Origin of the sequence: Pseudomonas iridis (assembly GCF_017980685.1) — a bacterium.
Classification (GTDB): domain Bacteria; phylum Pseudomonadota; class Gammaproteobacteria; order Pseudomonadales; family Pseudomonadaceae; genus Aquipseudomonas; species Aquipseudomonas iridis.
The window spans coordinates 34,763-59,479 of the sequence record NZ_JACXXO010000025.1; the positions used below are offsets into that span (position 1 = coordinate 34,763).

25 protein-coding genes and 3 pseudogenes are annotated in these 24,717 nt (G+C 58.7%); 8 read left to right on the forward strand and 20 right to left on the reverse strand.

Annotated features, from left to right (window positions below; genetic code table 11):
- Positions 1–53: 53 nt before the first annotated feature.
- The 3 genes and pseudogenes from IEQ42_RS25890 to IEQ42_RS25900 all read left to right on the forward strand — a co-directional run bounded on the left by IEQ42_RS25890 (position 54) and on the right by IEQ42_RS25900 (position 2,635).
- Entirely contained in the window at positions 54–1,193 is a 1,140-nt protein-coding gene (locus IEQ42_RS25890; protein WP_210705995.1) for a glycerate kinase, read from the forward strand.
- Between the two features lie 51 nt (positions 1,194–1,244).
- A pseudogene (locus IEQ42_RS25895) lies at positions 1,245–1,406 on the forward strand (methyl-accepting chemotaxis protein); the annotation flags it as partial.
- 41 nt (positions 1,407–1,447) lie between these two features.
- Positions 1,448–2,635 (forward strand): pyridoxal phosphate-dependent aminotransferase, encoded by a 1,188-nt coding sequence (locus IEQ42_RS25900; protein WP_210705996.1) that lies wholly within the window; start codon positions 1,448–1,450, stop codon positions 2,633–2,635.
- Between the two features lie 142 nt (positions 2,636–2,777).
- On the opposite strand, the gene IEQ42_RS25905 is transcribed toward IEQ42_RS25900, so the two are convergent.
- From IEQ42_RS25905 to IEQ42_RS25940, 8 genes are all read right to left on the reverse strand, one after another.
- Positions 2,778–3,755, reverse strand: a complete 978-nt coding sequence (locus IEQ42_RS25905; protein ID WP_210624586.1) for a 2-hydroxyacid dehydrogenase — start codon at positions 3,753–3,755, stop codon at positions 2,778–2,780.
- A gap of 13 nt (positions 3,756–3,768) precedes the next feature.
- Positions 3,769–5,067, reverse strand: coding sequence for an MFS transporter (locus IEQ42_RS25910; protein WP_210705997.1), 1,299 nt, complete (start codon positions 5,065–5,067; stop codon positions 3,769–3,771).
- A gap of 59 nt (positions 5,068–5,126) precedes the next feature.
- Positions 5,127–6,170 (reverse strand): sugar kinase, encoded by a 1,044-nt coding sequence (locus tag IEQ42_RS25915; RefSeq protein WP_210705998.1) that lies wholly within the window; start codon positions 6,168–6,170, stop codon positions 5,127–5,129.
- Complete coding sequence (locus IEQ42_RS25920; protein ID WP_210705999.1) at positions 6,163–6,945, reverse strand: apurinic/apyrimidinic endonuclease family protein; 783 nt, start codon at positions 6,943–6,945, stop codon at positions 6,163–6,165. Before IEQ42_RS25920 ends, IEQ42_RS25915 begins: the two co-directional genes overlap by 8 nt.
- 161 nt (positions 6,946–7,106) lie before the next feature.
- On the reverse strand, positions 7,107–8,132 hold the full coding sequence (locus tag IEQ42_RS25925; protein ID WP_269756011.1) for a LacI family DNA-binding transcriptional regulator: 1,026 nt from the start codon (positions 8,130–8,132) through the stop codon (positions 7,107–7,109).
- Between the two features lie 163 nt (positions 8,133–8,295).
- Positions 8,296–8,937 carry a DUF1345 domain-containing protein gene (locus IEQ42_RS25930; RefSeq protein ID WP_210706000.1) on the reverse strand — a complete coding sequence of 214 codons (642 nt, stop codon included), beginning with the start codon at positions 8,935–8,937 and terminating at the stop codon, positions 8,296–8,298.
- Positions 8,938–9,078: 141 nt separating this feature from the next.
- On the reverse strand, positions 9,079–12,180 hold the full coding sequence (locus IEQ42_RS25935; protein ID WP_210706001.1) for an efflux RND transporter permease subunit: 3,102 nt from the start codon (positions 12,178–12,180) through the stop codon (positions 9,079–9,081).
- Positions 12,181–12,195: 15 nt separating this feature from the next.
- Positions 12,196–13,353, reverse strand: coding sequence for an efflux RND transporter periplasmic adaptor subunit (locus IEQ42_RS25940; protein WP_210706002.1), 1,158 nt, complete (start codon positions 13,351–13,353; stop codon positions 12,196–12,198).
- A gap of 263 nt (positions 13,354–13,616) precedes the next feature.
- On the opposite strand from IEQ42_RS25940, the gene IEQ42_RS25945 reads away from it, so the two are divergent.
- Entirely contained in the window at positions 13,617–14,318 is a 702-nt protein-coding gene (locus IEQ42_RS25945) for a response regulator (protein ID WP_042559319.1), read from the forward strand.
- A 4-nt stretch (positions 14,319–14,322) separates the two neighbouring features.
- Positions 14,323–15,624, forward strand: coding sequence for an ATP-binding protein (locus IEQ42_RS25950; RefSeq protein WP_210706003.1), 1,302 nt, complete (start codon positions 14,323–14,325; stop codon positions 15,622–15,624).
- A 127-nt stretch (positions 15,625–15,751) separates the two neighbouring features.
- On the opposite strand, the gene pncA is transcribed toward IEQ42_RS25950, so the two are convergent.
- The 5 genes from pncA to IEQ42_RS25975 all read right to left on the reverse strand — a co-directional run bounded on the left by pncA (position 15,752) and on the right by IEQ42_RS25975 (position 18,446).
- Positions 15,752–16,378, reverse strand: coding sequence for a bifunctional nicotinamidase/pyrazinamidase (pncA, locus tag IEQ42_RS25955; RefSeq protein WP_210706004.1), 627 nt, complete (start codon positions 16,376–16,378; stop codon positions 15,752–15,754).
- 49 nt (positions 16,379–16,427) lie between these two features.
- On the reverse strand, positions 16,428–17,186 hold the full coding sequence (locus IEQ42_RS25960) for an anti-sigma factor family protein (protein WP_210706005.1): 759 nt from the start codon (positions 17,184–17,186) through the stop codon (positions 16,428–16,430).
- Positions 17,186–17,704 (reverse strand): RNA polymerase sigma factor, encoded by a 519-nt coding sequence (locus IEQ42_RS25965; protein ID WP_397463360.1) that lies wholly within the window; start codon positions 17,702–17,704, stop codon positions 17,186–17,188. Before IEQ42_RS25965 ends, IEQ42_RS25960 begins: the two co-directional genes overlap by 1 nt.
- Positions 17,705–17,713: 9 nt before the next feature.
- Positions 17,714–17,929 carry a hypothetical protein gene (locus IEQ42_RS25970; protein WP_228732045.1) on the reverse strand — a complete coding sequence of 72 codons (216 nt, stop codon included), beginning with the start codon at positions 17,927–17,929 and terminating at the stop codon, positions 17,714–17,716.
- A gap of 181 nt (positions 17,930–18,110) precedes the next feature.
- Positions 18,111–18,446, reverse strand: coding sequence for a DUF2834 domain-containing protein (locus IEQ42_RS25975; RefSeq protein ID WP_210706006.1), 336 nt, complete (start codon positions 18,444–18,446; stop codon positions 18,111–18,113).
- A 299-nt stretch (positions 18,447–18,745) separates the two neighbouring features.
- Here IEQ42_RS25975 and ilvA point away from each other — a divergent pair.
- Positions 18,746–19,729, forward strand: a pseudogene (ilvA, locus tag IEQ42_RS25980) (threonine ammonia-lyase, biosynthetic); the annotation flags it as partial.
- 30 nt (positions 19,730–19,759) lie between these two features.
- On the opposite strand, the gene IEQ42_RS25985 reads toward ilvA, so the two are convergent.
- Positions 19,760–20,065 (reverse strand): NIPSNAP family protein, encoded by a 306-nt coding sequence (locus tag IEQ42_RS25985; RefSeq protein WP_210706008.1) that lies wholly within the window; start codon positions 20,063–20,065, stop codon positions 19,760–19,762.
- 21 nt (positions 20,066–20,086) lie between these two features.
- Positions 20,087–20,572, reverse strand: a complete 486-nt coding sequence (gene eco, locus IEQ42_RS25990; RefSeq protein ID WP_210706009.1) for a serine protease inhibitor ecotin — start codon at positions 20,570–20,572, stop codon at positions 20,087–20,089.
- Positions 20,573–20,943: 371 nt separating this feature from the next.
- On the opposite strand from eco, the gene IEQ42_RS25995 reads away from it, so the two are divergent.
- On the forward strand, positions 20,944–21,213 hold the full coding sequence (locus IEQ42_RS25995; RefSeq protein ID WP_210706010.1) for a DUF1652 domain-containing protein: 270 nt from the start codon (positions 20,944–20,946) through the stop codon (positions 21,211–21,213).
- Here the strand turns inward: IEQ42_RS25995 and IEQ42_RS26000 are convergent.
- Positions 21,210–21,608, reverse strand: a complete 399-nt coding sequence (locus IEQ42_RS26000; protein ID WP_210706011.1) for a hypothetical protein — start codon at positions 21,606–21,608, stop codon at positions 21,210–21,212. The genes IEQ42_RS25995 and IEQ42_RS26000 overlap by 4 nt on opposite strands.
- 89 nt (positions 21,609–21,697) lie before the next feature.
- The gene (locus IEQ42_RS26005) at positions 21,698–21,967 is read right to left on the reverse strand and encodes a DUF2790 domain-containing protein (protein ID WP_042559309.1); all 270 of its coding nucleotides are present in this window, start codon (positions 21,965–21,967) and stop codon (positions 21,698–21,700) included.
- 489 nt (positions 21,968–22,456) lie between these two features.
- On the opposite strand from IEQ42_RS26005, the gene IEQ42_RS26010 reads away from it, so the two are divergent.
- Positions 22,457–22,753 carry a hypothetical protein gene (locus IEQ42_RS26010; RefSeq protein WP_210706012.1) on the forward strand — a complete coding sequence of 99 codons (297 nt, stop codon included), beginning with the start codon at positions 22,457–22,459 and terminating at the stop codon, positions 22,751–22,753.
- 75 nt (positions 22,754–22,828) lie between these two features.
- Here IEQ42_RS26010 and IEQ42_RS26015 read toward each other — a convergent pair whose 3' ends face one another.
- From IEQ42_RS26015 to IEQ42_RS26025, 3 genes and pseudogenes are all read right to left on the reverse strand, one after another.
- Entirely contained in the window at positions 22,829–23,599 is a 771-nt protein-coding gene (locus IEQ42_RS26015; protein ID WP_210706013.1) for a PoNe immunity protein domain-containing protein, read from the reverse strand.
- 28 nt (positions 23,600–23,627) lie between these two features.
- A complete protein-coding gene (locus IEQ42_RS26020) occupies positions 23,628–24,401 on the reverse strand; it encodes a PoNe immunity protein domain-containing protein (RefSeq protein ID WP_210706014.1) in 774 nt (257 codons plus the stop codon).
- A gap of 7 nt (positions 24,402–24,408) precedes the next feature.
- Positions 24,409–24,591, reverse strand: a pseudogene (locus IEQ42_RS26025) (PoNe immunity protein domain-containing protein); the annotation flags it as partial.
- Between the last annotated feature and the right edge of the window lie 126 nt (positions 24,592–24,717).

Genomic DNA, 24,717 nt, shown 5'->3' on the forward strand with positions numbered 1-24,717 from the left:
TCAATGCGCATGCCGACTGGCAGCATGAGGGGCATTGGAACTGGAGAATTCAAATGAAGATCGTCATCGCCCCCGATTCGTTCAAGGACAGCCTGAGTGCCCAAGGCGTTGCCGAGGCCATTGCGCTGGGCCTGGCGCAAGTCTGGCCGCACGCCACGCTGGTCAAATGCCCGATGGCTGACGGCGGCGAAGGCACGGTCGAGTCGATTCTGGCGGCGTGCGAAGGCGAGTTGCGCCGCACTACTGTGCGTGGCCCGTTGGGCACGGCGGTTGATGCCGCGTGGGGCTGGTTGCCGCACAACCACACGGCAATCATTGAAATGGCCGAGGCCAGCGGTTTGCAATTGGTGCCGCCGGGCAAGCGTGATGCATGCATCAGCAGCACGTTCGGCACCGGCGAACTGATTCGCGCCGCACTCGATGCCGGTGCGCAACGGGTAATCCTGGCGATTGGCGGCAGCGCCACCAACGATGGCGGGGCAGGGGCGATGCAGGCGTTGGGTGTGAAGTTGCTCGACGCCCAAGGCCAAATGCTGGTGCCGGGCGGATTGGCGTTGGCGCAATTGGCGCGTGTGGATTTGACTGAGCTTGATCCTCGTCTGGCGCAGGTGCGGTTTGATATCGCAGCGGACGTCAACAATCCACTGTGCGGCCCGCACGGTGCCTCGGCGATTTTCGGACCGCAGAAAGGGGCATCGCCAGCGCAGGTGCAACAACTGGATCAGGCCCTCGGTCATTTCGCGCAATTGTGCGCCGAGGTGCTGGGCAAGGACGTGCGCGATGAACCGGGCAGTGGCGCGGCGGGGGGCTTGGGTTTTGCCGCCAAAGCGTTCCTTGGCGCGCAGTTTCAGGCCGGTGTGGAGGTGGTGGCCGAACTTGTCGGGCTGGCCGAAGCCGTCAAGGGCGCGGATCTGGTGATTACCGGTGAAGGGCGCTTCGATGCACAGACGCTTCGCGGCAAAACCCCGTTCGGCGTGGCGCGGATTGCCAAGGACTATGCCGTGCCGGTGATCGTAATCGCCGGAACCTTGGGTGACGGTTATCAAGAACTCTATGGCCACGGCATCGATGCCGCTTTCGCCGTGACCAGTGGCCCGATGACGCTCGAACAGGCCTGCGCCGAAGCACCACGACTGCTGCGCGAGCGGGCTACCGATATCGCCCGTGTGTGGCAACTGGCCGCAAAACCCTGAGACATCCGCGCTGTAAGAGCTGCCGAAGGCCGCGATGCCAGCGCTTCGTAAGAACAGGCGCAGGTGTCGCGCGAAGTCGACCGCAACCTGGTCAACATCCGCGACCTAGCCACGCAATCGGCCGCCGGCGCCAACCAGACCAGCGCCGCGACCCACGAACTGTCGCGCCTGGCGGTGGATTTGAATGCGATGGTGGCGCGTTTTGTGATTTGAGATAGGGTGAAGGCTGGACACTGCGCAATCAGGAGACGTACATGCGCTATTCAGCCTTGACCCAACGAATCGCCGGCGAGGGCGCAGCGGCATGGCAAATTCACGACCGGGCGTTGGAGTTGCGCGCTCAGGGTGTCGATATTTTATTGCTGAGTGTGGGGGATCCGGATTTCGATACGCCGCTGCCGATCATCCACGGCGCGATCGACAGTCTGCTGGCGGGCGACACGCACTATTCCGATGTGCGTGGCCGCTTGGCGCTGCGCAAGCTGATTGCCGAACGTCATCGGCGAAGCAGCGGCCAAGTGGTCGATGCCGACCATGTGATCGTCATGCCCGGGGCGCAATGCGCCGTGTATTCGGTGGCGCAATGCCTGCTTGATCCGGGTGACGAGGTGATCATTGCCGAGCCGATGTACGTCACCTATGAAGCCGTTTTCGGTGCGTGCGGCGCGACGGTGGTGCCGGTGCCGGTTCGCCCGGAAAACGGCTTTCGCGTCGATCCCGCCGATGTCGCGGCGCGCATCACGGCGAAAACCCGCGCCATGCTGCTCAACAGTCCGAACAACCCATCCGGTGCGAGCCTGTCGTTGCTGATCTGGCAGGAATTGGCCGCCCTGTGCGTGCGTCATGACTTGTGGCTGATTAGCGACGAGGTCTATAGCGAACTTCTCTACGAAGGCCTGCACATCAGTCCGGCGAGCCTGCCGGGCATGGCCGAACGCACGGCGACAATCAACAGTCTGTCGAAATCCCATGCCATGACCGGCTGGCGCATCGGCTGGTCGATCGGGCCGAAATCGTTGGCCGGGCACTTGGTCAATCTGTCGTTGAGCATGCTTTTTGGCCTGCCGGATTTCGTGCAGAAAGCCGCGCAAGTCGCGCTGGAGACAGACTTGCCGGAAGTGACGCAGATGCGTGAGGAATATCGCCTGCGCCGCGACCTGGTCTGCGAGCGCTTGCACGGTTGCCCGGGGCTGCATCCGGTCCGCCCCGATGGCGGCATGTTCGTGATGGTCGATGTGCGCCAGACCGGACTCGGCGCGCAGGCATTTGCCGAGCGGTTGCTGGAAGGGTATGGCGTGTCGGTGCTGGCCGGTGAGGCATTCGGGCCAAGCGCGGCGGGGCATATTCGCATCGGGCTGGTGGTGGGTCGGGTGCGGCTGGCGGATGCCTGTGCGCGGATTTCGCTGTGTGCGGCGCAGCTGTTACAGGCGCGCAGTGCCTGACAGTTTTGTATCAGGCTTACTGGCCTCATCGCTGGCAAGCCAGCTCCCACAGTGGTTAGTGTCGTTCAAAAATTTGATGAACACTGCATAACCTGTGGGAGCTGGCTTGCCAGCGATGGGGCCCATTCAGGCACTGAAAATCTCAGCCCTGCCAAGCCACTGGATTCACCGGATTCAAAGGCTTTTTACCACCCAACGCCGCCAACAAATTCTCCACCGCACACCGAGCCATCGCCTCGCGTGTCTCGTGCGTTGCCGAGCCCATATGCGGGGTTGCCACCACGTTATCCAGTTGCATCAACGGCGAATCCTGATTCAACGGTTCCCGCTCGAACACATCCAGACCTGCCGCACGAATCCGTTGATGGCGCAGTGCATCAACCATCGCTGCTTCGTCAACAACCTTGCCCCGCGAGATGTTGATGAAGATGCTTTCCGGACGCATCAACGCAAATTGCCCGGCGCCGATCAACCCCTCGGTCTGCGCCGTCAGCGGCAAGGTCAGGCAGATGAAATCGGCCTGCTTGAGCAAGTCTTCCAGGCTGCGGTACTGCGCATCGAAACGCGCCTCGACAGCCGGTTTACGCGACTGGCTGTGATAAATCACCGGCATGCCAAAACCGAAATGACCACGCTGGGCCAGCGCCTCGCCAATACGACCCATGCCGATGATGCCCAGGGTCTTGCCATGCACATCGGTGCCAAAATGCGCCGGGCCGAGGTTGCGCTGCCACTGCCCGCTGCGCACCATGTTCGCCAGTTCGACCACGCGCCGGGCGGCGGCAAGGATCAGTGCGAAGCCGGTGTCGGCGGTGGTTTCGGTCAGCACGTCCGGGGTGTTGGTCAGCAGAATCTTGCGGCGGGTCAGGTAATCGATGTCGTAGTTGTCGACGCCCACCGACACACTGGCAATGGCCTCCAGCTGTGGCGCCAGATCGAGCAATGTGGCGTCGAGTTTCAGGCTGGCGCCGAGCAAGCCATGGGCGCGGGGCAGGGCATCACGCAGTTGCATGAGGCCGTCGGCATCTAGGCTTTCGATCAGCGTCACATCAAACTGATCTTGCAGGCGCGCCATGAGCGCGGGTGATAGTTTCTTGTACAGAACGACCTGTTTTTTCATGGCAAGGATCTCTTCAGGAGTGAGCCGGCACGGCAGGCGTGGCGACGGCTTTGGCCACGACGCGATCACTGGCGCCGGGCTTGAGGAAAATCGTCAGCACCACCGAGAGCAGCAATGCACCGCTCATCAGCAGGTACGACGAACCGGGCGAACCGGTGGAACTGTTCAGGTAACCCACCAGATACGAGCCGCCAAACGAACCGAGCGCCCCCATGCTGTTGATCAGCGCCATCGCGCCACCGGCGACGTTGGCCGGAAGAATCTCGGGCACGATCGCGAAGAACGGCCCGTAAGGCGCGTACATGCAGGCGCCAGCGATCACCAGCAGCGTGTACGACCACCAGAAATGTTCCGCACCGAGCGCGTAGGATCCGTAGAACGCAATGGACGCAATCAACAGCGGCGGCCAGACGAAGCGTTTGCGTTTTTGCAGTTTGTCCGAGCCCCACGACACCACCAGCATGCCGATCACGGCCGCCAGATACGGCAGCGACGACAGCCAGCCGGCCTCGATCATGTCCATTTGCGCGCCAGCCTTGAGGATCGACGGCAGCCACAATACAAAGCCGTACACCCCGATGCTCCAGCAGAAAAACTGCAAGGCCAGAATGATCACCTTCGGTGAACGGAACGCCTCGGCGTAGTTCTTCACTGCTTTGATGCCGACCTGTTCGGCGGCCAAGGCGCTTTCCAGATCGTGTTTTTCCTGGTGGCTGAGCCACTTTGCCTGGGCCGGACGATCATCGGCCAGTTTCCACCAGATAAACGCCCAGAGCACCGCTGGCAAACCTTCAATGATAAACATCCAGCGCCAGCTGAAATGCTGCACCAGATAACCCGACACCACCGACATCCACAGCATGGTCACCGGGTTGCCGAGGATCAAAAAGGTGTTGGCCCGCGAGCGTTCGGCGCGGGTGAACCAGTGGCACAGGTAAACCAGCATCGCCGGCATCACCGCCGCTTCGACCACACCGAGCATGAAGCGGATGACGATCAGCCAATAGGCGTTGCTGACCACGCCGGTCAACGTCGCGAGCCCGCCCCAAAGGATCAGACTGACGAAAATCAGTTTCTTCACGCTGTGTTTTTGCGCGTAGATCGCGCCGGGTACCTGGAAGAAAAAGTAGCCCAGGAAGAACAGTGCACCGAGCAATGAGGACAGGCCCGGCGTGATCATCAAGTCTTCGGCCATGCCGGACGCCGCAGCGAAACCGTAGTTGGCGCGATCGAGATACGCCAGGCTGTAAGTGATGAACACGATGGGCATGATGTACCACCAGCGGCGGGCGGCGAGGGTTGCAGTTTTCATGGGTGTTACTCCTGAGCTTGTTGTTTTTGTCGCAGAAGGTTTGGTTAATCGGTTGACTGTCAGGTCCTCATCGCTGGCAAGCCAGCTCCCACAATGGTTGGTGGTGTTTCAAAAACAGTGGCAACACCACAGGACCCTGTGGGAGCTGGCTTGCCAGCGATGGGGTCCATGAATTCAACTGTGAGTTCAGCCCGGGTCGGCAACCCCTCCATGTCCCCGCGACTCTGCACCGCCCGACTGCCAATCCAGTTCGCGCGCCGCACGGCCTCGGCAAAACTCTGGTGCTCCAGCAGGGCGCTGATCATGCCCACCGCAAACCCGTCACCCGCGCCAACCGTATCGACGACATGGGTCACCGGCACCCCGGCAACAAAGCCCTGATCCAGCTGCGTGCGGTAATAGGCCCCCTGCGGCCCGAGCTTGATCGCCACTGCTTCGGCGCCCTGATCGAGATAAAACGCAGCGATATCTGCCGGGTCTTCAAACCCGGTGAGCAAACGCCCTTCGCTCAAGCCCGGCAGGACCCAATGGGCAAGGGCGGCGAGGCGGTTGATCTCTCCGATCATCTCGCGCTCTCTTGCCCACAGGCTTGGGCGCAGGTTGGGGTCGAACGACACACTGCGCCCGGCATTGCGCATGCGCGTCATTAACTCGAATGACATTTCCCGCGCCGTACCTGACAGCGCGGGAGGAATACCGGTGGCGTGCAGATGCCGAGCGTTCAGCAGTTCGGGCGTGATCGATTGCGGCGACAGATGACTGGCCGCCGAGCCACGACGGAAGTACTCGACCTGCGGGTCGCTGCCATCGTCGCAACGGGACTTGAACTGGAAGCCGGTTGGATGCGTTTTGCAGACTTCAACCTGGCTGCAATCCAGACCCTCGCGCTTCAAGGTGTCGACGACAAAACGGCCGAGCGAATCATTACCCACCCGACTCAGCCACGCGACGTTGAAACCCAGTCGCGAGAGGCCGATCGCCACATTGCTGTCGGCGCCTGCAATGCGCTTGTGGAAGTGCTCGACCTTTGCCAGGTCCCCGCTTTGCTCGGCCACCAGCATCGCCATGGTTTCGCCGAACGACAGAATATCGATCTCAGACATGAGCTGGCTCCAGACGGGATTGGCCGAGGCGTGCGAGGGTGGCGACGTGTTCGGTGGTCAACACCACCAGGTCATCGCCCTGCAACGGATATTCGGCGGCGCGCATAACGCCTTGGTCCATGTGCCGCAGCAGTTGCTCCCACAGATGCAGGTCGCTGACGGCGGGTGGCACTGCTACCAACTTGCCGTCGGCGCGCCGGGCCACGGCTTTGCAATGCACATAGCCGACGTGCCGACCGAGCAGGCGTGCGGCGTTGGCAGCGGATTGGTCCTGCCACTGCCAGTTGCCGATATCGAATGTCATCTTGATCGGCAAGTTGTGCTGCTCAACAGCATTAAAGAAGCGTTGAAACGCCTCGATCCGCCCGCCGTGCAGCGTCTGGTCGTTTTCCACCAGCAGGTGCACCCGGTTGTTGCCGAGCAATTGCTGCAAAACCGTCAGATCGCAATTGTCGGTGAAGTAGCCGAGGGAGACTTTCAGCCATTTCGAACCGAACGCCTCAGCGTGTTGCAGGGCCGTGATCAGTTCAGGATTGGGGCGCGCCTGGCCCGCCAGCCACAACTCGGTCGGCGAGGAATAGATGCTTTGCAGGCCCAGCGCCTGAGCGGCTGCGCTCAACTGTGCGGGGTTCTCGCGAGTCAGCAACTCTTCGCGCCACTCGATACGATCGGCCCCGGCAGCGGCCAGCACGTCGATAAAAAAGTCCTGCCCGCGTTGGCGCACTAGCTCGGCGCCGTAGCTGGACAGGCTGATGGAAACGGCAGGTTTATTCATTGTTGTTGACCTCTGAAACCGGTTTCATTTTTGTTCAAAAAAATATCAGTCAGTGCTGTGTTGTTCTGGCGGGCGTTATCGCTGGCAAGCCAGCGCCCACCGATTTAGTGAGCGACACGGAAGTTGTGGGAGCTGGCTTGCCAGCGATGAGGCCCGATCAATCACTGCAAAACTCCTAGGGTAGAACCTCGCACGATCAACACCGGCGCAAAATCCACCACCCGCGCCGCCTCATCGTCCCCACGCAAACGCTTGAGCAAACACTCGAATGCCCGCGCGCCAATCGCTTGCGTTGGCTGCGCAAGCGCAGTAATCCCGCTCCCCACCAGCGGATACCAATCCAGATCATCCAGGGCAATCAAGCCGATATCCTCGAACAGCCGTGAACCGATCTTGCGCAACGCATGAGTGGCGGCCAGCGCGGCCACGCCATTGGCACAAAACAGCGCTTTCGGGCCGAGATCAGGTTTGTGTAAAAAGGTTTGAAGATGCGCCGCGAGATCGTCGCCGGTTTCCACCACCGCCCCATTCAATCCAGAGCGCTGCTGTATCTGCGCCTGAAAACTGCTGACTCGTTCGATCCGCGAACTGGTGCCGTCATAGGGTTCAGTCACCAACAACACGTCGCGATAACCACGTTGTTCCAGGTGGGCCAGGGCCATTTCCACTGCCTGCGGGTTGTTCAGCCCGATCATGTCGCTGTCGAGCCCGTCGACCTTGCGATCCACCAGCACCAGCGGCATCTCGCGGCGCAGCTCGTGCAACTCGTCGCGGTGATGGCCGAGGGTGTTCACGATCAGCCCTTCGATGTTGTACGAGCGCAATAGTGCCAGATGCTGGCGCTCCTGCTCGTCATCGCGGTCGGTGTTGCACACCACCAGGCTGTAGCCGTGCGCACGGCAGGCGGTTTCCACCCCGTGCATCACGGCAATTGAATAAGGGTTGCGGATATCGGCCACCAGCATGCCGATCAGGCGTGTGCGCCCGCGCTTGAGGCCGCGCGCCATCTGGTTTGGGCGATAGCCGAGTTCATCGATAGCCTGTTCGATGCGCAAGGCGATTGCATCGGAAAGCAACGCGCGGTCGTCGCCGATGAAACGCGACACGCTGGCCTTGGATACGCCCGCGCGCTCGGCGACATCAAGCATGGTGACGCGGCTGCGCTGGGCGGCGGAGAAGTCGTTCACGGTCTGAAACCTTATTATTGGATTTATCAGGTTCAGTCGCTGCAGTAGCGCTGAAACCGGTTTCAGGAAACAACAGAATCCAATCGTCCGTCAAGTGAAGGATCGTCTGATAGTCGTCAGGTCCTGACGGGCGGCGCTGTACAGCAGGCCGCCCTTGAACCCGTCACCCGAATAAGCCTGCGGCAATATTGATGGAGAATCCGAGAATTGCCGTGTTGAACACGAAACCGATCAACGACTGTGCGAGGACGATTTTGCGAATGTCCCGCGTCGCCACGCCGACGTCGGCAGTTTGCACCGCCACGCCGATGGTGAAAGAGAAGTACAGGAAGTCCCAGTAGTTGGGCGTGGTCAGCCCTTCGGCGAAACGCAGTGCGGGTTCCTTGCCGTCCCAGGTGTAAAACAGGCGTGCATAGTGCACAGAGAAAATCACCCCGATCAGCAGCCACGAACCAATCACCGTCAGGGCGGTGAAGCCGTAGTGCATCAGTTTGTGAGTGGTGTCCAGATCCTTGCTGCCGGCCAGTTCGAAGGTGATGGTGGCGAGGCTTGCCAGCGCGGCGATGCACACCACGAACAACACCAGGCCGGCATTTTCATCTTCGACTTCAGCAATGCGCCTCACGTCCGGGGCCTTGGAGCGCGCGGTCAGCCAGAGCATCAGGATTAGGTAAGTCCATACGCCGGCGTTCCAGCCGTAGAGGATTTTGCTGACGATGGAGTCAACGGGGGAAATCAGGCCCACGGCGAGGCCGAGCAGGGCTGCTGCGCAAAGGCGAGGGTGGGTGCGGGCGGGCAAGCGCATGGGGACTCACTTTGGTGGTCGATCCCTGCACCATAGCGCACGCCATGTGGCTTTTGTAGGAGCTGCCGAAGGCTGCGATCTTTTGATCTTGTGTTTTAGGAAAAAATCAAAAGATCGCAGCCTTCGGCCGCTCCTACATGTTTACACGTGGGGTTTGCTGAATCTTTTTACCAGTTTCATGACCACGACGAAGAACACCGGAACGAAGATCACTGCCAACGTTGCGGTGATCATCCCGCCGATCACCCCTGTACCGATCGCTTGCTGGCTCGCCGAACTGGCGCCGGTGGCAATCGCCAGCGGGACCACGCCGAGGATGAAGGCCAGCGACGTCATCACGATCGGACGCAGGCGCAGGCGGGCGGCTTGCAACGTTGCGTCGATCAGGTCGTGACCTTCGTCGTACAGGCTCTTGGCAAACTCGATGATCAGGATCGCGTTCTTCGCCGACAGACCGATGATGGTGATCAACCCGACCTTGAAGAACACGTCGTTCGGCATTCCGCGCAGCGTCACTGCCAGCACCGCACCGAGTACCCCCAACGGCACCACCAGCAACACCGAGGTCGGAATCGACCAGCTCTCATACAGCGCCGCCAGACACAGGAACACGATCAGCAGCGACAGGCCGAGCAGAATCGGCGCCTGACTGCCGGACAAGCGCTCTTGCAACGACAGGCCTGTCCATTCTTGTCCCAGACCCTTCGGCCCCTGTGCGACAAGACGTTCAATCTCGGCCATGGCCTCGCCGGTGCTGTGGCCGGGTGACGGTTCGCCGGAAATCGCAATCGCCGGATAACCGTTATAGCGGGTCAGTTGGGCCGGCCCTTGGACCCATTTGGCCTGGACGAATGCCGACAGCGGAACCATTTTTCCGGCATTGTTGCGCACGTGCATTTTCAGCAGATCATTGACCTGACTGCGTTGATCGCCCTCAGCCTGCACCACTACGCGCTGCATACGCCCCTGATTGGGGAAATCATTGATATAGGCCGAGCCCACGGCAGTAGACAGCACGTTGCCGATGTCGGCGAACGACACCCCCAAGGCATTGGCTTGTTTGCGATCCACTTCGAGTTGCACTTGCGGTGCCTCGGCCAGTGCGCTTTCACGCACATTCATCAGGACCGGACTTTCCTCTGCGGCTGCCAGCAGTTCCGTGCGCGCTTGCATTAACGTTGCATGACCGAGGCCACCGCGATCCTGCAAACGGAACTCGAAACCGCTGGACGTGCCGAGACCGTCCACGGGCGGCGGCAGAACCGAGAACGCCATGGCGTCCTTGATCTGGCTCAGGGCGATGTTGGCGCGGTCGGCAATCGAGCTGGCCGAATCTTCGCTGTCGCGTTGCGACCAATCCTTGAGTGTCGAGAACGCCAATGCCGCGTTCTGTCCGCTACCGGAGAAGCTGAAACCGAGAATCACCACGCTGTCGCTGATACCGGGCTCACCGGCGTTATGTGCTTCAAGCTGTTCGGCCACTTGCACCGTGCGGTTCTTGGTTGCGCCGGGCGGCAGTTGGATATCGGTGATGGTGTAACCCTGATCCTCGACCGGCAGGAACGAGGAGGGCAGACGCATGAAGCAAATCCCCAGGCCCACCAGCAACACGCCATAGATCAGCAGATATCGCCCGGTGCGTTTCAGCGCATAACCGACCCAGCCCTGATAACGCACGGTCAGTTGCTCGAAACGGCGGTTGAACCAACCGAAGAATCCGGACTTCTCGTGATGCTCGCCCTTGGCGATTGGCTTGAGCAGTGTCGCGCACAGCGCTGGCGTCAGCGTCAGGGCGAGAAATGCGGAGAACAGAATGGACGTCGCCATCGACAGCGAAAACTGCTGATAGATCACCCCGACCGACCCCTGCATGAACGCCATCGGGATGAATACCGCCACCAGCACCAGAGTGATGCCGATGATGGCGCCGGTGATCTGCGTCATCGCTTTGCGCGTGGCCTCCTTGGGCGACAGGCCCTCGGTGGCCATGATCCGTTCGACGTTTTCCACCACGACAATGGCGTCGTCCACCAGAATGCCAATGGCCAATACCATACCGAACATGGTCAGCACGTTGATCGAGAAACCCAGCGCGAGCATGGTTGCAAACGTGCCCATCAGCGCCACCGGTACCACCAGTGTCGGAATCAGCGTGTAGCGCACGTTCTGCAGAAACAGGAACATTACCGCAAACACCAGCAGCATCGCCTCGCCGAGGGTGTAGATCACTTTGGTGATCGAGACTTTGACGAAGGGCGAAGTGTCGTACGGGATCTTGTATTCCACGCCGGCCGGGAAGTAGCGCGCCAGCTCATCCATCTTCGCCCGCACCAGCGTTGCCGTGCTCAGGGCGTTGGCTCCCGGCGACAATTGCACGCCGACAGCGGTGGACGGCTTGCCGTTGAGGCGTGTGCCGAACTGATAGTCCTGACTGCCGATCTCGACCCGCGCCACATCACCGATACGCACAGTGGACCCGTCCGGGTTGGCCTTGAGCACGATGTCGGCGAACTCTTGCGGCGTCGACAACTGGCCTTTGACCAGAATTGTTGCAGTGATTTCCTGCGTTGACGGGCCGGGCAAGTCACCGATGCTGCCTGCCGACACCTGAGCGTTCTGCGCCACAATGGCGGCGTTGACGTCAGCCGGGGTCAGGTTGAAACCGATGAGTTTCTGCGGGTCGATCCAGATACGCATGGCCCGCTCGGCACCGTACAACTGAGCCTTGCCAACGCCGTCCAGACGCTTGATTTCGTTCATCACGTTACGTGCCAGATAATCACTGAGCGCAACGTCATCGAGCTTGCCGTCATTGGACGTCAGGCTGATCAGCAAGAGGAAACCCGAGGATACTTTCTCCACCTGCAAACCCTGCTGGTTCACGGCTTGCGGCAAGCGCGACTCGACCACTTTCAGACGGTTTTGCACGTCGACCTGCGCCAGTTCCGGGTTGGTGCCCGGCTGGAACGTCGCTTTGATCGTGGCGCTGCCCAGACTGCTCTGCGATTCGAAGTAAAGCAGGTGATCCGCGCCGTTAAGCTCTTCCTCGATCAGGCTGACCACGCTTTCATCGACGGTTTGCGCCGAGGCGCCGGGGTACACGGCATAGATTTCGATCTGTGGCGGCGCGACGTCGGGGTATTGCGCCACCGGCAATTGCGGGATGGCCAGCGCACCGGCCAACAGGATGAACAAGGCGACCACCCAGGCAAATACGGGGCGATCGATAAAGAATTGCGGCATATATAAGCGTCCTGCTTACTGACCAGAGGTCTGGGCAAGTGGAAGAGGGGTGTCGTCAATCTGCACCTTGTCACCGGGGCGGGCGTGCTGCAGGCCTTGAATAACGATGCGGTCGCCGGGCTTGAGGCCACCGGTGACGATCCAGCGATTGTTTTGCACGGCGCCCAGTTGCACCGTTTGCTCGGCTACACGCATTTGCTCATCGACGGTCAACACTTGCGCAATACCGGCGCTGTCACGTTGCACGGCGCGTTGCGGTACGGTGATGCCGTTCTGGATAGTCGCCTGCTGCAGGCGCACGCGAATGAAGCTTCCGGGCAGCAGGTCGAGATCGGGATTGGGGAACTCGCTGCGCAAAATGATCTGGCCGGTGCCCGGGTCGACGGTGATGTCGCTGAACAGTAGTTTGCCCGGCAACGGGTACAGGCTGCCGTCATCCTGAATCAGGGTCGCTTTGACCTGATCCTGACCGACTTCCTGCAATTGTCCGGAGCGGAACGCCCGGCGCAGTTCGTTGAGTTCGCGGGTCGACTGGGTGAGGTCGGCGTAGATCGGATTGAGTTGCTGAATCAGCGCCAGTGGCGTGGTTTCGTTCTGCCCGACCAGCGCGCCTTCGGTGACCAGCGCGCGGCCGATACGACCGGAAATCGGCGCGGTGACAGTGGCGTAACCCAGGTTCAATCTGGCCCGCTCCACCGCAGCCTTGTTGCCGGCGACGTCAGCGGCCGTTTGCAGGGTATTGGCGCGGGCGTTGTCATAATCCTGAGCGCTGATGGCTTTGTCGTCGATCAACTGGGCGTAGCGTTGCTCTTGCAGCTTCGCCTGAAACGCATTGGCCTCGGCCTTGCGCAACGCCGCTTCGGCGCTGTCCAGGTCAGCCTTGAACGGCGCCGGGTCGATGCGGAACAGCACATCGCCTTTCTTCACGTCGCTGCCTTCGCGAAAGTTACGTTGCAGTACGACGCCGGGCACACGGGCACGGACTTCGGCAATTCGCGGTGCAGCGATCCGGCCGCTGAGTTCGCTGCTGATCGACAGTGGGCGCGCTTCGATGGTTTCGATGCGCACGGTTGCTGGCGGTGCCTGCTCTTCGGCCTTCGAAGAAGAGTCACAGGCGCTCAGCGTCAGCGCCACGGCGATCAGGCCGAGCCCGGCCAGCAGTTTGTTCGACATTTACCACCCCCAATATTGATGCCCGCATCCTACGGGCAGTTGGCGAGAGTAGCGGTGAAGCTTTGTAGTCGCTGTGTGAAATTGTGTAAGGGTTTTACTCAGGGACGGGTGAGGGCGTATATCCTTAAGCCATTGAAATTTATTGCGACATATAAAGCATTCGCGAGCAGGCTCGCTTCCACACCTGAAATGCATTCACTTGTGGGAGCAAGCCTGCTCGCGAATGCGGTTGCTCGGTCGCCACAGCACTTTCTGGATCACCCATGCCCAATATCCTCCTGGTCGAAGACGACACCGCCCTCGCCGAACTGATTTCCAGCTACCTGGAACGCAACGGTTATTCCGTCAGCGTCATTGGTCGGGGTGACCATGTGCGTGAACGGGCGCGGGTCAATCCGCCGGATCTGGTTATCCTTGACCTGATGCTGCCGGGGCTCGACGGGCTGCAAGTCTGCCGTCTGCTGCGCGCCGATTCGGCGACGCTGCCGATCCTGATGCTCACCGCCCGTGATGACAGCCACGATCAAGTGCTGGGCCTGGAAATGGGCGCCGACGACTACGTCACCAAACCCTGCGAGCCGCGTGTATTGCTGGCGCGCGTGCGGACCCTGTTACGGCGCAGCAGTCTCGGGGAGCCCTTGACGGCCAACGACCGCATCATCATGGGCAATCTGTGTATCGACTTGTCCGAACGCACCGTGACCTGGCGCGATCAGCCGGTGGAACTGTCCAGCGGTGAATACAACTTGCTGGTGGTGCTGGCCCGACACGCCGGCGAAGTGCTCAGCCGCGACCAGATTCTGCAACGCCTGCGCGGCATAGAGTTCAACGGCACCGACCGCTCGGTGGATGTGGCGATTTCCAAGTTGCGGCGCAAGTTCGATGACCACGCCGGTGAGGCGCGCAAGATCAAGACCGTGTGGGGCAAGGGTTATCTGTTCAGCCGTTCCGAATGGGAATGCTGAGCTGATGTTCCGCATCCTGTTCCGTCTGTATCTGGTGACGATTGTGTCGTACAGCGCCGCCATCTATCTGGTGCCAGACCTGGTGGTCATGGCCTTTCGGGATCGCTTCGTCACCTACAACCTGGATTATTCCCGTGGTCTGCAATCGCTGATCGCCAAGCAGTTCCGAGCGGTGCCGCAAGATCAATGGCCAGCGCTGGCGGCGTCGATGGACAAGGACTTCCAGCCGTTGCACATCGTGCTGGCGCCTATCGATGACGCTGAATTTACCGACATTGAGCGTGAACGGCTGCGGCGCGGCGAGAACGTGGTGCGCATTGGTGACTGGGGCTGGCGCACCCTCGCGGTAGCACCGCTGGACGACAGCATGGCGGTGCAAATGATCGTGCCGCCGGATCCGATGGACGTCGATCTGTTGTACTGGAGCATTAACGTATTGATCGGCGCGACGCTGCTTGCGTGTCTGTTGATGTGGCTGCGCCCGCACTGGCGCGATCTCGAACGCCTCAAAGGCACCGCCGAACGCTTCGGCAAGGGCCATTTGAGCGAGCGCACGAAAATCGCTCCAAGCTCTAACATCGGCAGCCTGGCGGTGGTGTTCGACACCATGGCCGGCGATATCGAGAACCTGCTTAATCAGCAGCGCGACCTCCTCAATGCGGTTTCCCACGAATTGCGTACGCCGTTGACGCGCCTGGATTTCGGCCTGGCACTGGCACTGTCCGATGAGCTGCCGGCGGCAAGCCGCGAACGCTTGCAGGGATTGGTTGCGCACATTCGTGAGCTGGATGAGTTGGTGCTGGAATTGTTGTCCTACAGCCGCTTGCAAAATCCGGCGCATTCACCGGAACAGGTCGAAGTGTCGCTCGATGAGTTCATCGACAGCATTCTGGGCAGCGTTGACGAAGAGCTGGAGTCGCCGGAAATCGTCATCGATGTGCTGTTGCACGGCCAGCTCGAACGTTTTTCGCTCGACCCGCGGTTGACCGCCCGAGCGATTCAGAACCTGGTGCGCAATGCCATGCGCTACTGCGAGAAACGCATTCAGATCGGCGTACAGGTTAACGCTGAGGGTTGCGAGATCTGGGTGGATGACGACGGCATCGGTATTCCTGACGATGAGCGAGAGCGGATTTTCGAGCCGTTTTATCGACTGGATCGCAGCCGGGATCGGGCCACGGGCGGGTTTGGGTTGGGATTGGCAATCAGTCGCAGGGCCCTGGAAGCTCAAGGCGGGACGCTGACGGTCGAGTCTTCGCCTTTGGGTGGGGCGCGATTTCGTTTGTGGTTGCCGACAGCTGCCTGAAATTCACAAGTCGAGAGATATCCCTGTGGGAGCGAGCCTGCTCGCGAATGCGTCGTGTCAGTCAAATCGTAGGTTGCTGACACACCGCCATCGCGAGCAGGCTCACTCCTAATGGGTTCTGCGTTGTTCAGGTCAGCTCGGTCGATTGAATCAGTCCAACGCCAGCGCCCTGCATCCGGTCGATCGCGGCCGCCAGCGATCCATTCATGTCGATCGCCCGGCAAGCATCCAGCACTACAAACGCATTGAACCCCGCTGCCCGAGCGTCCAGCGCCGAGTACATTACGCAGAAATCCAGCGCCAGACCGACCATGTAAACCGTGTCTATGCCGCGCTCCTTCAGATAACCGGACAGGCCTGTGGTTGTGCGACGGTCTGCCTCCAGAAACGCCGAATAACTGTCGATGTCAGGATTGCAGCCCTTGCGAATGATCAATTGGGCGTGCGGCAGGTCGAGTTCAGGGTGGAACTCGGCGCCGGGTGTGGCTTGCACACAATGCTCGGGCCACAGGGTCTGCTCGCCGTAAGGCAACTGGATGACATCGTAAGGTTGGTGGCCGGGGTGACTGGAAGCGAACGACGCATGACCGATGGGATGCCAGTCCTGAGCAATAACGACCTGTTTGAACTGGCGGGCGAGGCGGTTGATCAGCGGCACAATTCTATCGCCTTCAGGCACCGGCAATTGGCCGCCGGGAATGAAGTCGTTTTGAACGTCGATCACCAGTAAAGCAGTACGAGACGAAATGGGCATCGGTGAATCCTCCTTGGAAAATCACTCGCTCAGCATAGAGCAGTCTGGGTCATGCACTTAAGCGGCTTTTCAACAATTTTGCCTTGTCTTCCAGTGCCGCCGGGGCTTCGTTGCCGATCAGCATCCAGGCATGCTCGCGCTCGGTCCAAAACACCACATTCATCTCACGCCGACGTTCATGCTCCAGCGGCCGGCTGCCGCTGTTAGAGCGGGTGACGCACAGCGCCAATGGCCCGTGCCTGGCATCCAGATAAACGATCTGCGCAATCGGCACACCGTCATATTCAAGCATCTGTGCGCGTTTGAATTCGGCGCCCGGCAATTTCAACACGGCAGGCGAAAGACTCAGGCCCATTCGCGCATCGACCGTGCGCAACTGCGCGCGTTGTGTGGCTTCGTCGGCAGGCAAGTGGTCGAGCGTCTGCGGCCCATACAGCGCCATATAGTCGCCGATCAAGCCTCGCCACTCATGCGCTTGTTGCGCCTGCCAGCCGAGAAACAAACGGTCGGCGAGTACGCCACCGGCGATCAATGTAGCGGCGGCAGCACCGATAAGCCAGCGCCGACTCAGTCCCGGGTTTTCTGGCGAAGGGATTGCATCCAGTCGTGCTTGCAGGCGATCGAGCGGTGCCTGCTGCGCCAGTTCATCGTAAGCGGTCCTGTACGGCAGGCTGCTGCGATTCAGCCACTGCACGCGCAGGTTCAGCAGCGGATCATCGGCGATGGCCTCGTCGAGTTGGTGGCGATAATCCTCGGCGATTTCGCCGTCCAGATACGCCACCAGTTGCTCATCCGAAGGTGTGTTCATCAGCGATCCCCTTCGGTGGTTTTCGGGACCGCTTGCAGCGGCGGGTACTCGGCGAGTTTCAGGCGGGCGGTGGCCAGACGACTCATCACCGTAGCGATCGGTACTTGCAGGATCTCGGCGACGTCGCGATACGACAGGCCCTCGACATAGGCCAGATACACCGTTTCGCGCTGGGTTTCGGGCAGCGCATCGACGCGGCGGATCACCTGCGCCGCCATGACGTGTGTTTGCGCCGCGTATTCGCCGTCGAGCATCATCTGCCCATCGGCCTGTCCACCACCCTGACGCACGCGGCGAGCGCGTACTTCATTGAGCCAGGTCGAATGCAGAATGCTCAGCAACCAGAGATCCATGCGCGTCCCCGCGACGTATTGCGCAGCACGCTCCAGCGCACGCACACACGTTGTCTGCACGAGATCCTCGGCCACATGCCGATTGCGCGACAGCAGCAGACCGTAGCGCCACAGTCGTGCGAGGTGCTGTGCCAGTTCTGCTCTGAATGCCTGATCGCTGATGATGGGCTCCGTTTACGGGTGTTCAGGTGCTTGATGAATCGATGTCAGTGCGTGGGCACCGCTGGTAAGTAGCACGCATTTCTGGGTCTTGCTGTCCCAGACCTGGCCTTTTGGACACTCGGGTTTCTGCACGGGATTCTTTTCATCGCCACTGGCCATGACCATTGGGCTGGACAGGGCGGCGGCCAGTAGCCACGGGGCGGCGAACATAACGGATCGGATAGTCATGGGCAAGGCTCCACGAAGGGACATGTCTGTGTTTGAAAAGCACAGAGCAAAATTTTATTCGTTACATAGACAGTGACTGTGCTGAGCGAAGGTAAATTCAAAGGATATGGCGTCTGGCAAAATCCACGGTGGGAGCGAGCCTGCTCGCGAAGGCTGATCGAGCACCAACAAGTTATCCGGATCAGCTCTGTTGGCGCGTAATGATCATTTTCTTCCGATCCCTCACACCACGAACCACCAGATACAACAATGGCCCGATCGACACAAAAACCGCCGTCAGCAACAAATAAGGCACCACCGACCAAACCGTCTGCCCACGCGAGCGGGCATCCTTGACCATCCAGACCCCGGCCAGCGTCGCCAGCAGATACAGGTCAATCACCACTTGCGCGGTATCTGGCCGCGACATCAGGCTGATGCCGAAATCGATCAACGACTGCTCGGCCTGGAGCATCACCGAAACGGTGTAGCCGGTAAATGCGAGCAAAGCCGTGAGGGGCAGGGCGACAGACATCATGCGTTCATTCCTTGAAGTGATGAGCAGAACCGCCAGCCTATCGTTTGCGCCTGAAATTGGCCATTGACTTGCCAGCAGCGCTCGGGCTAATTTTCAGGCCATGACTTCCACTGTATTGCGTTGCCAGCCAAGCATTATTACCGCCATTCCTCATTTGGCGGGCTAGCTCACGACTGCAGCACCCAACCCGCCCTAGAGGCGGGTTTTCATTTTCTGTCTCCCGGGTTTTAACCACGAACACCGACCCCTGTAGCAGCAGCGTGCCGCAGCTCCTACAGGACGGGGTGAGTCAGGAGACGATGATGAACGACCAGCAAGCCCTGCTTGAGCACTACGTAAAAAAGATCCTTGCCGCGCCGGTGTATGACATTGCTGTGCGCACGCCATTGCAGGCCGCGCCGGCATTGTCCGAAGCGCTCGGCAATCGCATCCTGCTCAAGCGCGAAGATCTGCAACCCACGTTCTCCTTCAAGATCCGCGGCGCCTACAACAAGTTGGTGCAACTGAGCGACGAGCAGAAGGCACGTGGCGTGATCACCGCGTCGGCCGGCAATCACGCGCAAGGCGTGGCACTGGCAGCGCGTGAACTGGGCATCGCGGCGACCATCGTCATGCCGTCGACCACGCCTGAACTCAAAGTACTGGGCGTGCGAAGTCGCGGTGCCGAAGCGCTGCTGCACGGCGAGAGCTTCCCGTTCGCCCTGGCCCACGCACTGCAAATGTCCGAGCAGTCAGGCCGCACCTTCGTTTCACCCTTCGATGACCCGGACGTCATCGCCGGACAAGGTACGGTTGCGATGGAAATCCTTCGTCAGCATCAAGGCGCACTGGACGCAATCTTCATCCCGGTGGGCGGTGGCGGTTTGATCGCCGGCATCGCTGCATACGTCAAATACCTGCGCCCGGAAGTGCGCATCATCGGCGTCGAATCAGAGCATTCGGCGTGCCTGAAAGCTGCGCTGCACGCGGGGCAACGGGTGGTTTTACCCAGCGTCGGCACCTTCGCCGACGGCGTGGCCGTCGCGCAGATCGGAGAGTACGGGTTTGAAGTGTGTCGCTTTTGCGTAGATGAAGTCATCACCGTCAGCAACGACGAACTCTGCGCGGCGATCAAGAATATCTACGACGATACCCGCTCGATCACCGAGCCTTCCGGCGCGTTGGCGGTGGCGGGGATCAAGCAATACGTGGCGAGAAGCGGAGTACGGGGTCAGACCTTCGTGGCGATCGACTCAGGCGCCAACATCAATTTCGACAGCCTGCGCCACGTCGCCGAGCGCGCCGCTGCATGCGGCTTGCCGGCGTAATGGTGGTCAGGACAGCAGGGGGCGCAGGAAGCTGCGCTCGTAACTGATAATGAATTTCTTCTCGACCAGTGATTCCACCAGCACGGTGCTCTCTGGGTCGGTCATCGCGATATGCCGGTAGCTTTCGTAATCCGCCAGCGACGGAAAACTGAACAGGCAGTAGGCGATATTGCTTGCACCCTCGGACGGCAAAAAATAACCGTGATGGGTGCCGCCCAGTCGCTCGACAATGCCGAGCCAAGCCTTGGCATACGCCTCAAACTCAGTCAATTGATAAGGATCGATCACGTATCTGACGTGGCAGGTAATCACCGATGACGCTCCTTGCTCAGGTCATTCCTGAAGGGCTGTGCCGACTTTGTCCGAGGCGGACCAGATGCGATAACGCACTTCAACGTCCGACGGAGCGTAGACCACCACTGGGAGCTTGCTGTTGTAGCGCAGCATGAAGCCGTCGCCGACGACAGGCACGAACGCGCGTTTTTTCTGCGAGCCGGATGGGCAGGCCATCATCGTGCTCATCGGGCCGATTACTGTTTCCAGTCGGTAGAACGGGTAACCCCAGCCTTCGAGGTTCTTCTCGTCCAGCATCCCGCCGAGGCGTTGAAGATTGCAGTCCATTTCAAGGGTTTTGCCCGCGAGAATCTCGACCTGGAAATTCTCTTCCTTGTCCTGCTTGGGCAGATGAATGACCTGACGGGTGAAACCGGTCTCTGCCTTGGGATATGGCGCGACATCTTCCAGTTTGCCCGCTTGGGCGAGGCTGGACAGGCTGGCGATCATCAGGCCGACGGTCGCGTAAGCTGGGAAAGAACCCATAAAAGCCTCCTTGCAGGTGTAGTGTGGTTGAGCGCCATTCTTACTGTCACCGACGCTGAATGCAAACCGCCATCGACATGCAATTTGCAGTGCCTCAATAGGCGATTCATGCAATTTGCAACTGGCTCAATGCTGGCCCTGTTGGCAAGTGCTTGATTTCACTAGGGTCAAAACGATCTGATGAGAGGCATGCTTTATGCGTCTATTTGGTGCAGCGTACCGGGTTCGGACGCCTACACTCCAAGAGGCATTTCGCCGTACCACCGTTTGCTACACCCAAGGAATAAGCGGGGACACACCCGTGCAGGGGCAGCAAAAACGGTCAACGTGAAGAGTTGATTGGCAGTCTCATTAATAAGGAGAGGTTCACCATGTTTCTTTCTGCCTTGGAACTACGCAACATCATTGAAAGCAGCTTTCTGCCTAAACGTTGCCAATGCACGCTGTCGCCGGACTTGTCGATGACCGTCAAGGTTTTTGGCGATCACAAGACCGATCAGGTCGATCTGCTGGTTCGTGACATTGATGCCAGCCACCTCAATGGCTGTCGTGAAATCAACGATCTGATCGCCGGGCTGCGTTCGGAACTTGCGCAAAAAGCATTGCCGCAGCAGTACAGTGCACGATCCAGAGCCATTTAACGCACCGTTTCACCCAGTTCGACCGTCACGCGCCGGGCCTGCAAAAATCCAAGGCCCAGCGCGAACTCAACCAGCACCGCGAGCAGAATCCCGGGGCCGGCATGGCCGTTCAGCCATTCAGCAAAACCCAGCACTGCCAAACCAAAACAACCTACGATGAACCCGTTGCTCAGCGCATTACGCCCGAGCGACGGCGGTGCCTTGCGCGCCAGATAAAACATCACTCCCAACGCCGCGAACAACACCGCACTGCGCCGCGCAATAAAACCCGCGACCCCGGAAGACTCGACGCTCCAGATCGCCAACAACATATCCGGCAAAAATCCCCAGACGATCGCCAGTAGAAAACACAACAAAGACGTGAAGCTCGACAACGTGCGAAACGACAACTGCATGGCTAATCCTTGCGGCAGTGAGGCGGGCCCCGAGCATAACCCCGGGAACCCTCCAAGCCTACTGCAACGCGACAAATCAGACTTTTCTGTCAGTTCTGATAACTGCACGCGTCAGACAATTTCCGGTAGCTGATTTCCTGAGGCTGCCCGTTGTTATTGATGTACTTCATGTTGGCAGTGATCACCTTGCAATCCATCGTTGGCGGCTCGGTGAGCGACACCACTTTCGCCACATGCAGCGGCATACCGTAATGATAGGGAACGGCGCTGGACGAAGTGGACGTGTCATTGGCCTGGGCCAGCCCGGCGAACGCGGTGGAGGCGAGGGCGGTGGTGAGCAGTAACGTGCGAATGTTCATGGTGCGACTCCCGTACGACGGATGAGAGTTCGGCGCAATGTAGCCGAACCTGCCGCACTGGGCGTCAGCGAAGGGCTGAGGGCGTGCGGTTCAGTAGAGTTTTTGACCACGGCGTTAAGTGATGGTTAACCCAGCTGAACGCCGGCTGTCAGGGAGCGGGGCGATTTCCGCGGGAGGGAGTGCGTATTCCTACAAGGACAGATGCCTTGTCTGCTTTCGGCGGCTGGAGTGGGGCGGGTATGGTTCGGTGTCGCTGCAAAATCAGCGATTCGGGTTTGGTCACCTGAGAAGAGTTCATTGCATATGTGTCATCATTTGCACCGCGGACATCTGTGTCCGTGTAGTGCATTGCTGTGGCGGCTGTGTGCAGGGCGCCTTCGGGCGAGCTGAGTTTGAACTGTTCTCGGTTGACCAAGCCTGTACATGGCCGCCTCCCCACTGTTTGGTCACAGTGCTGGCGGTTACCTTCAATACAGTTGAGTAATCAGAATGCCAATTATCAAACCGCTCCAAAACCGCTACCTCGCCCTCAACAGCAACGTTACCGAAAGCCCAACGCTGCTCATCGACACCGAAGCCAATCCCAAAGACATCCTCGAAGCCGCCGTCCAGCGCGTCCGCGCCTCGGCCGACCTGCTCGAAACCCTGCACTGTCTCTGTTTCAAACACGCCGATGTCGAGGACATTCCGCACATTACGCATGCGTTGTACCTGCTGGTTCAGGACGGCAATGATTTGCTGCAGGTTGCGCAGCAGCAGATGTTGAGCTGGAAGGCGCCGGTTTGATTTTTCTCTGAAAAAAGCCTGTCGTCGAAAGAGGGCAGGCTGAGGGATTGATGACAGGGCTTCAAAGTCGGGCCTTCATTTCGATTGCACACTTCGTGCGTACTGGACCAAGTCTTTCGGATAGACCATGTGATCCAATTTGCTGTCATCTACTCCATACAGGTAAGCAATTGCCCCCGCTTCAAAAGCCCAATACCCTACGTAACTGCCTTCTTCGCCATCAAGGTGTGTGTCATGCCATGGTGCCTGCTCAAACGTGGAGTACCAGTTTTCGCAGTAATTGCTTAGAAATCTGGAAGCCTCATTCCTATCTTCAGCGTAAATGGCCTGTATCAGCGGCGTGGAGACATCGTGAAACCACTGATCGATATCCGCCCGCTCAGGTAAAACCTTGATCAGCAAGTCTTCGTACAGAGTGTCTGCGCTGGCATATCCCGCGTTATCGATTAAAAAGACGAAACGTTTCAACAAGTCAGTTCGTTGCAACAAGATGCACAGGCTTATGACTTGCAGGCATTCTTCATATTCATCTGGCCAGTCATCGATAATCAGAGGAGTGATGTTAGGTATCTGCTCATAAGTGGCCTGATGTTTCTGGAGTTCTTCGTAACTTGCAATCAGCGTTTCCAAAGGCTGAATCAGACTTTGTATATCCTCTCCAGCAGTGTAGAGCATAAAGACGTGCTTCAAATGGAAGTTTTTAAAGTTCCTGGCTCGCAGTGATTTCTCTTGTTCAGGAGAGTCGGCAGTGAATAGTTTGTCCTTCCAGAATTCAAACTCTTCGTCGTAGTTTGTCAGGAAGTTTTCGTAACGTAGTTTAGTTAGATGTTTCTGTCGTATTTTCAAGTGTCAAGTCCGTGACGAATGTTTGGAGTTAAGATTTTTTGGCTCGCGATCTCGCGTATTCGACCAGATCCTTGGGGTAGACCATGTGATCGATTTTGCTGTCGTCAATGCCATACAGAAAGGCAACAGCGCCTGCTTCAAATGCCCAATACCCTACGTAGGTTCCTTCCTCTCCTTGAAGATGGGAATCGTGCCAAGGGGCTTGCTTGAAGGCTCGATACCATTGCTGGCAGTATTTTTGAAGAAGTTTAGACGGCTCGCCTTTGTTGTCGCTGTAGATCGCTTGGATAAGTAGTGTGTAGACGTCGTGATACCACTCATCTATGTCGTGCCAATGTGGCACAACTTCATTTAGCAAGGCCTCATAAAGGGTGTCTTCACCTGCGTACCCTGCGTCGTCAATGAGTTTCACAAAGCGTAGGAGCAGGTCAGTCCGGTGTAAAAGTATGCAAAGACTGATGACTTGAACGGCTTCTTCGTACTGATTGGGCCAGTCGTCGATCGCCAGAGGAGAAATGTTCGGCACGCCTAAATACTCGGCCAAAGTCTTTTGGCGAATTTCATATTTCTCTATCAGTTCTTCAAGTATAGGAATAAGTTTTTCTATACGCTCACCTGCTGTATAGGTGGCAAATAGCTTTTCCAAGGCAAGCGCCTGGAAATATCTTGCGCGCTGAGATGCTTCTCCTAATGCGGAGTCTGATTTGAATTTGTTTGTTGAGAATAAATTTAGAAGCTCATCATATTCCCTGATGAAATTTTCATAGCGTGCGGCGCTGAAGAGTGTCTGTCGTATGTTCATGAATATTCTATTCCAATCGAATGGCCACACTTCTGGCATATTCGACCAAGTCCTTTGGATAAACCATGTGATCGATTTTTCTGTCATCTATCCCATATAAAAATGCGATAGCTCCTGCCTCGAACGCCCAGTATCCGACATAATTTCCTTCTTCTCCCTGCAGGTGAGTATCATGCCACGGAGCTTGTTTAAGGAAACTCTGAAAAAGGCTTCCAGATTTGGTGAAATACCCGCCTCACAGGAATCGAACGGTTGAGTCCCGATGAAACAGATGTCCTTCGCCGATGCTGAGTACGCCGGCAAACGTAAGCAGACC

Excerpts from the sequence above, each read along its gene's own strand:
- IEQ42_RS25890 (WP_210705995.1), top strand. The coding sequence starts at position 54 with ATGAAGATCGTCATCGCCCCCGATTCGTTCAAGGACAGCCTGAGTGCC.
- IEQ42_RS25900 (WP_210705996.1), top strand. The coding sequence starts at position 1,448 with ATGCGCTATTCAGCCTTGACCCAACGAATCGCCGGCGAGGGCGCAGCG.
- IEQ42_RS25905 (WP_210624586.1), bottom strand. The coding sequence starts at position 3,755 with ATGAAAAAACAGGTCGTTCTGTACAAGAAACTATCACCCGCGCTCATG.
- IEQ42_RS25910 (WP_210705997.1), bottom strand. The coding sequence starts at position 5,067 with ATGAAAACTGCAACCCTCGCCGCCCGCCGCTGGTGGTACATCATGCCC.
- IEQ42_RS25915 (WP_210705998.1), bottom strand. The coding sequence starts at position 6,170 with ATGTCTGAGATCGATATTCTGTCGTTCGGCGAAACCATGGCGATGCTG.
- IEQ42_RS25920 (WP_210705999.1), bottom strand. The coding sequence starts at position 6,945 with ATGAATAAACCTGCCGTTTCCATCAGCCTGTCCAGCTACGGCGCCGAG.
- IEQ42_RS25930 (WP_210706000.1), bottom strand. The coding sequence starts at position 8,937 with ATGCGCTTGCCCGCCCGCACCCACCCTCGCCTTTGCGCAGCAGCCCTG.
- IEQ42_RS25935 (WP_210706001.1), bottom strand. The coding sequence starts at position 12,180 with ATGCCGCAATTCTTTATCGATCGCCCCGTATTTGCCTGGGTGGTCGCC.
- IEQ42_RS25940 (WP_210706002.1), bottom strand. The coding sequence starts at position 13,353 with ATGTCGAACAAACTGCTGGCCGGGCTCGGCCTGATCGCCGTGGCGCTG.
- IEQ42_RS25945 (WP_042559319.1), top strand. The coding sequence starts at position 13,617 with ATGCCCAATATCCTCCTGGTCGAAGACGACACCGCCCTCGCCGAACTG.
- IEQ42_RS25950 (WP_210706003.1), top strand. The coding sequence starts at position 14,323 with ATGTTCCGCATCCTGTTCCGTCTGTATCTGGTGACGATTGTGTCGTAC.
- pncA (WP_210706004.1), bottom strand. The coding sequence starts at position 16,378 with ATGCCCATTTCGTCTCGTACTGCTTTACTGGTGATCGACGTTCAAAAC.
- IEQ42_RS25960 (WP_210706005.1), bottom strand. The coding sequence starts at position 17,186 with ATGAACACACCTTCGGATGAGCAACTGGTGGCGTATCTGGACGGCGAA.
- IEQ42_RS25970 (WP_228732045.1), bottom strand. The coding sequence starts at position 17,929 with ATGACTATCCGATCCGTTATGTTCGCCGCCCCGTGGCTACTGGCCGCC.
- IEQ42_RS25975 (WP_210706006.1), bottom strand. The coding sequence starts at position 18,446 with ATGATGTCTGTCGCCCTGCCCCTCACGGCTTTGCTCGCATTTACCGGC.
- eco (WP_210706009.1), bottom strand. The coding sequence starts at position 20,572 with ATGGGTTCTTTCCCAGCTTACGCGACCGTCGGCCTGATGATCGCCAGC.
- IEQ42_RS25995 (WP_210706010.1), top strand. The coding sequence starts at position 20,944 with ATGTTTCTTTCTGCCTTGGAACTACGCAACATCATTGAAAGCAGCTTT.
- IEQ42_RS26000 (WP_210706011.1), bottom strand. The coding sequence starts at position 21,608 with ATGCAGTTGTCGTTTCGCACGTTGTCGAGCTTCACGTCTTTGTTGTGT.
- IEQ42_RS26005 (WP_042559309.1), bottom strand. The coding sequence starts at position 21,967 with ATGAACATTCGCACGTTACTGCTCACCACCGCCCTCGCCTCCACCGCG.
- IEQ42_RS26010 (WP_210706012.1), top strand. The coding sequence starts at position 22,457 with ATGCCAATTATCAAACCGCTCCAAAACCGCTACCTCGCCCTCAACAGC.
- IEQ42_RS26020 (WP_210706014.1), bottom strand. The coding sequence starts at position 24,401 with ATGAACATACGACAGACACTCTTCAGCGCCGCACGCTATGAAAATTTC.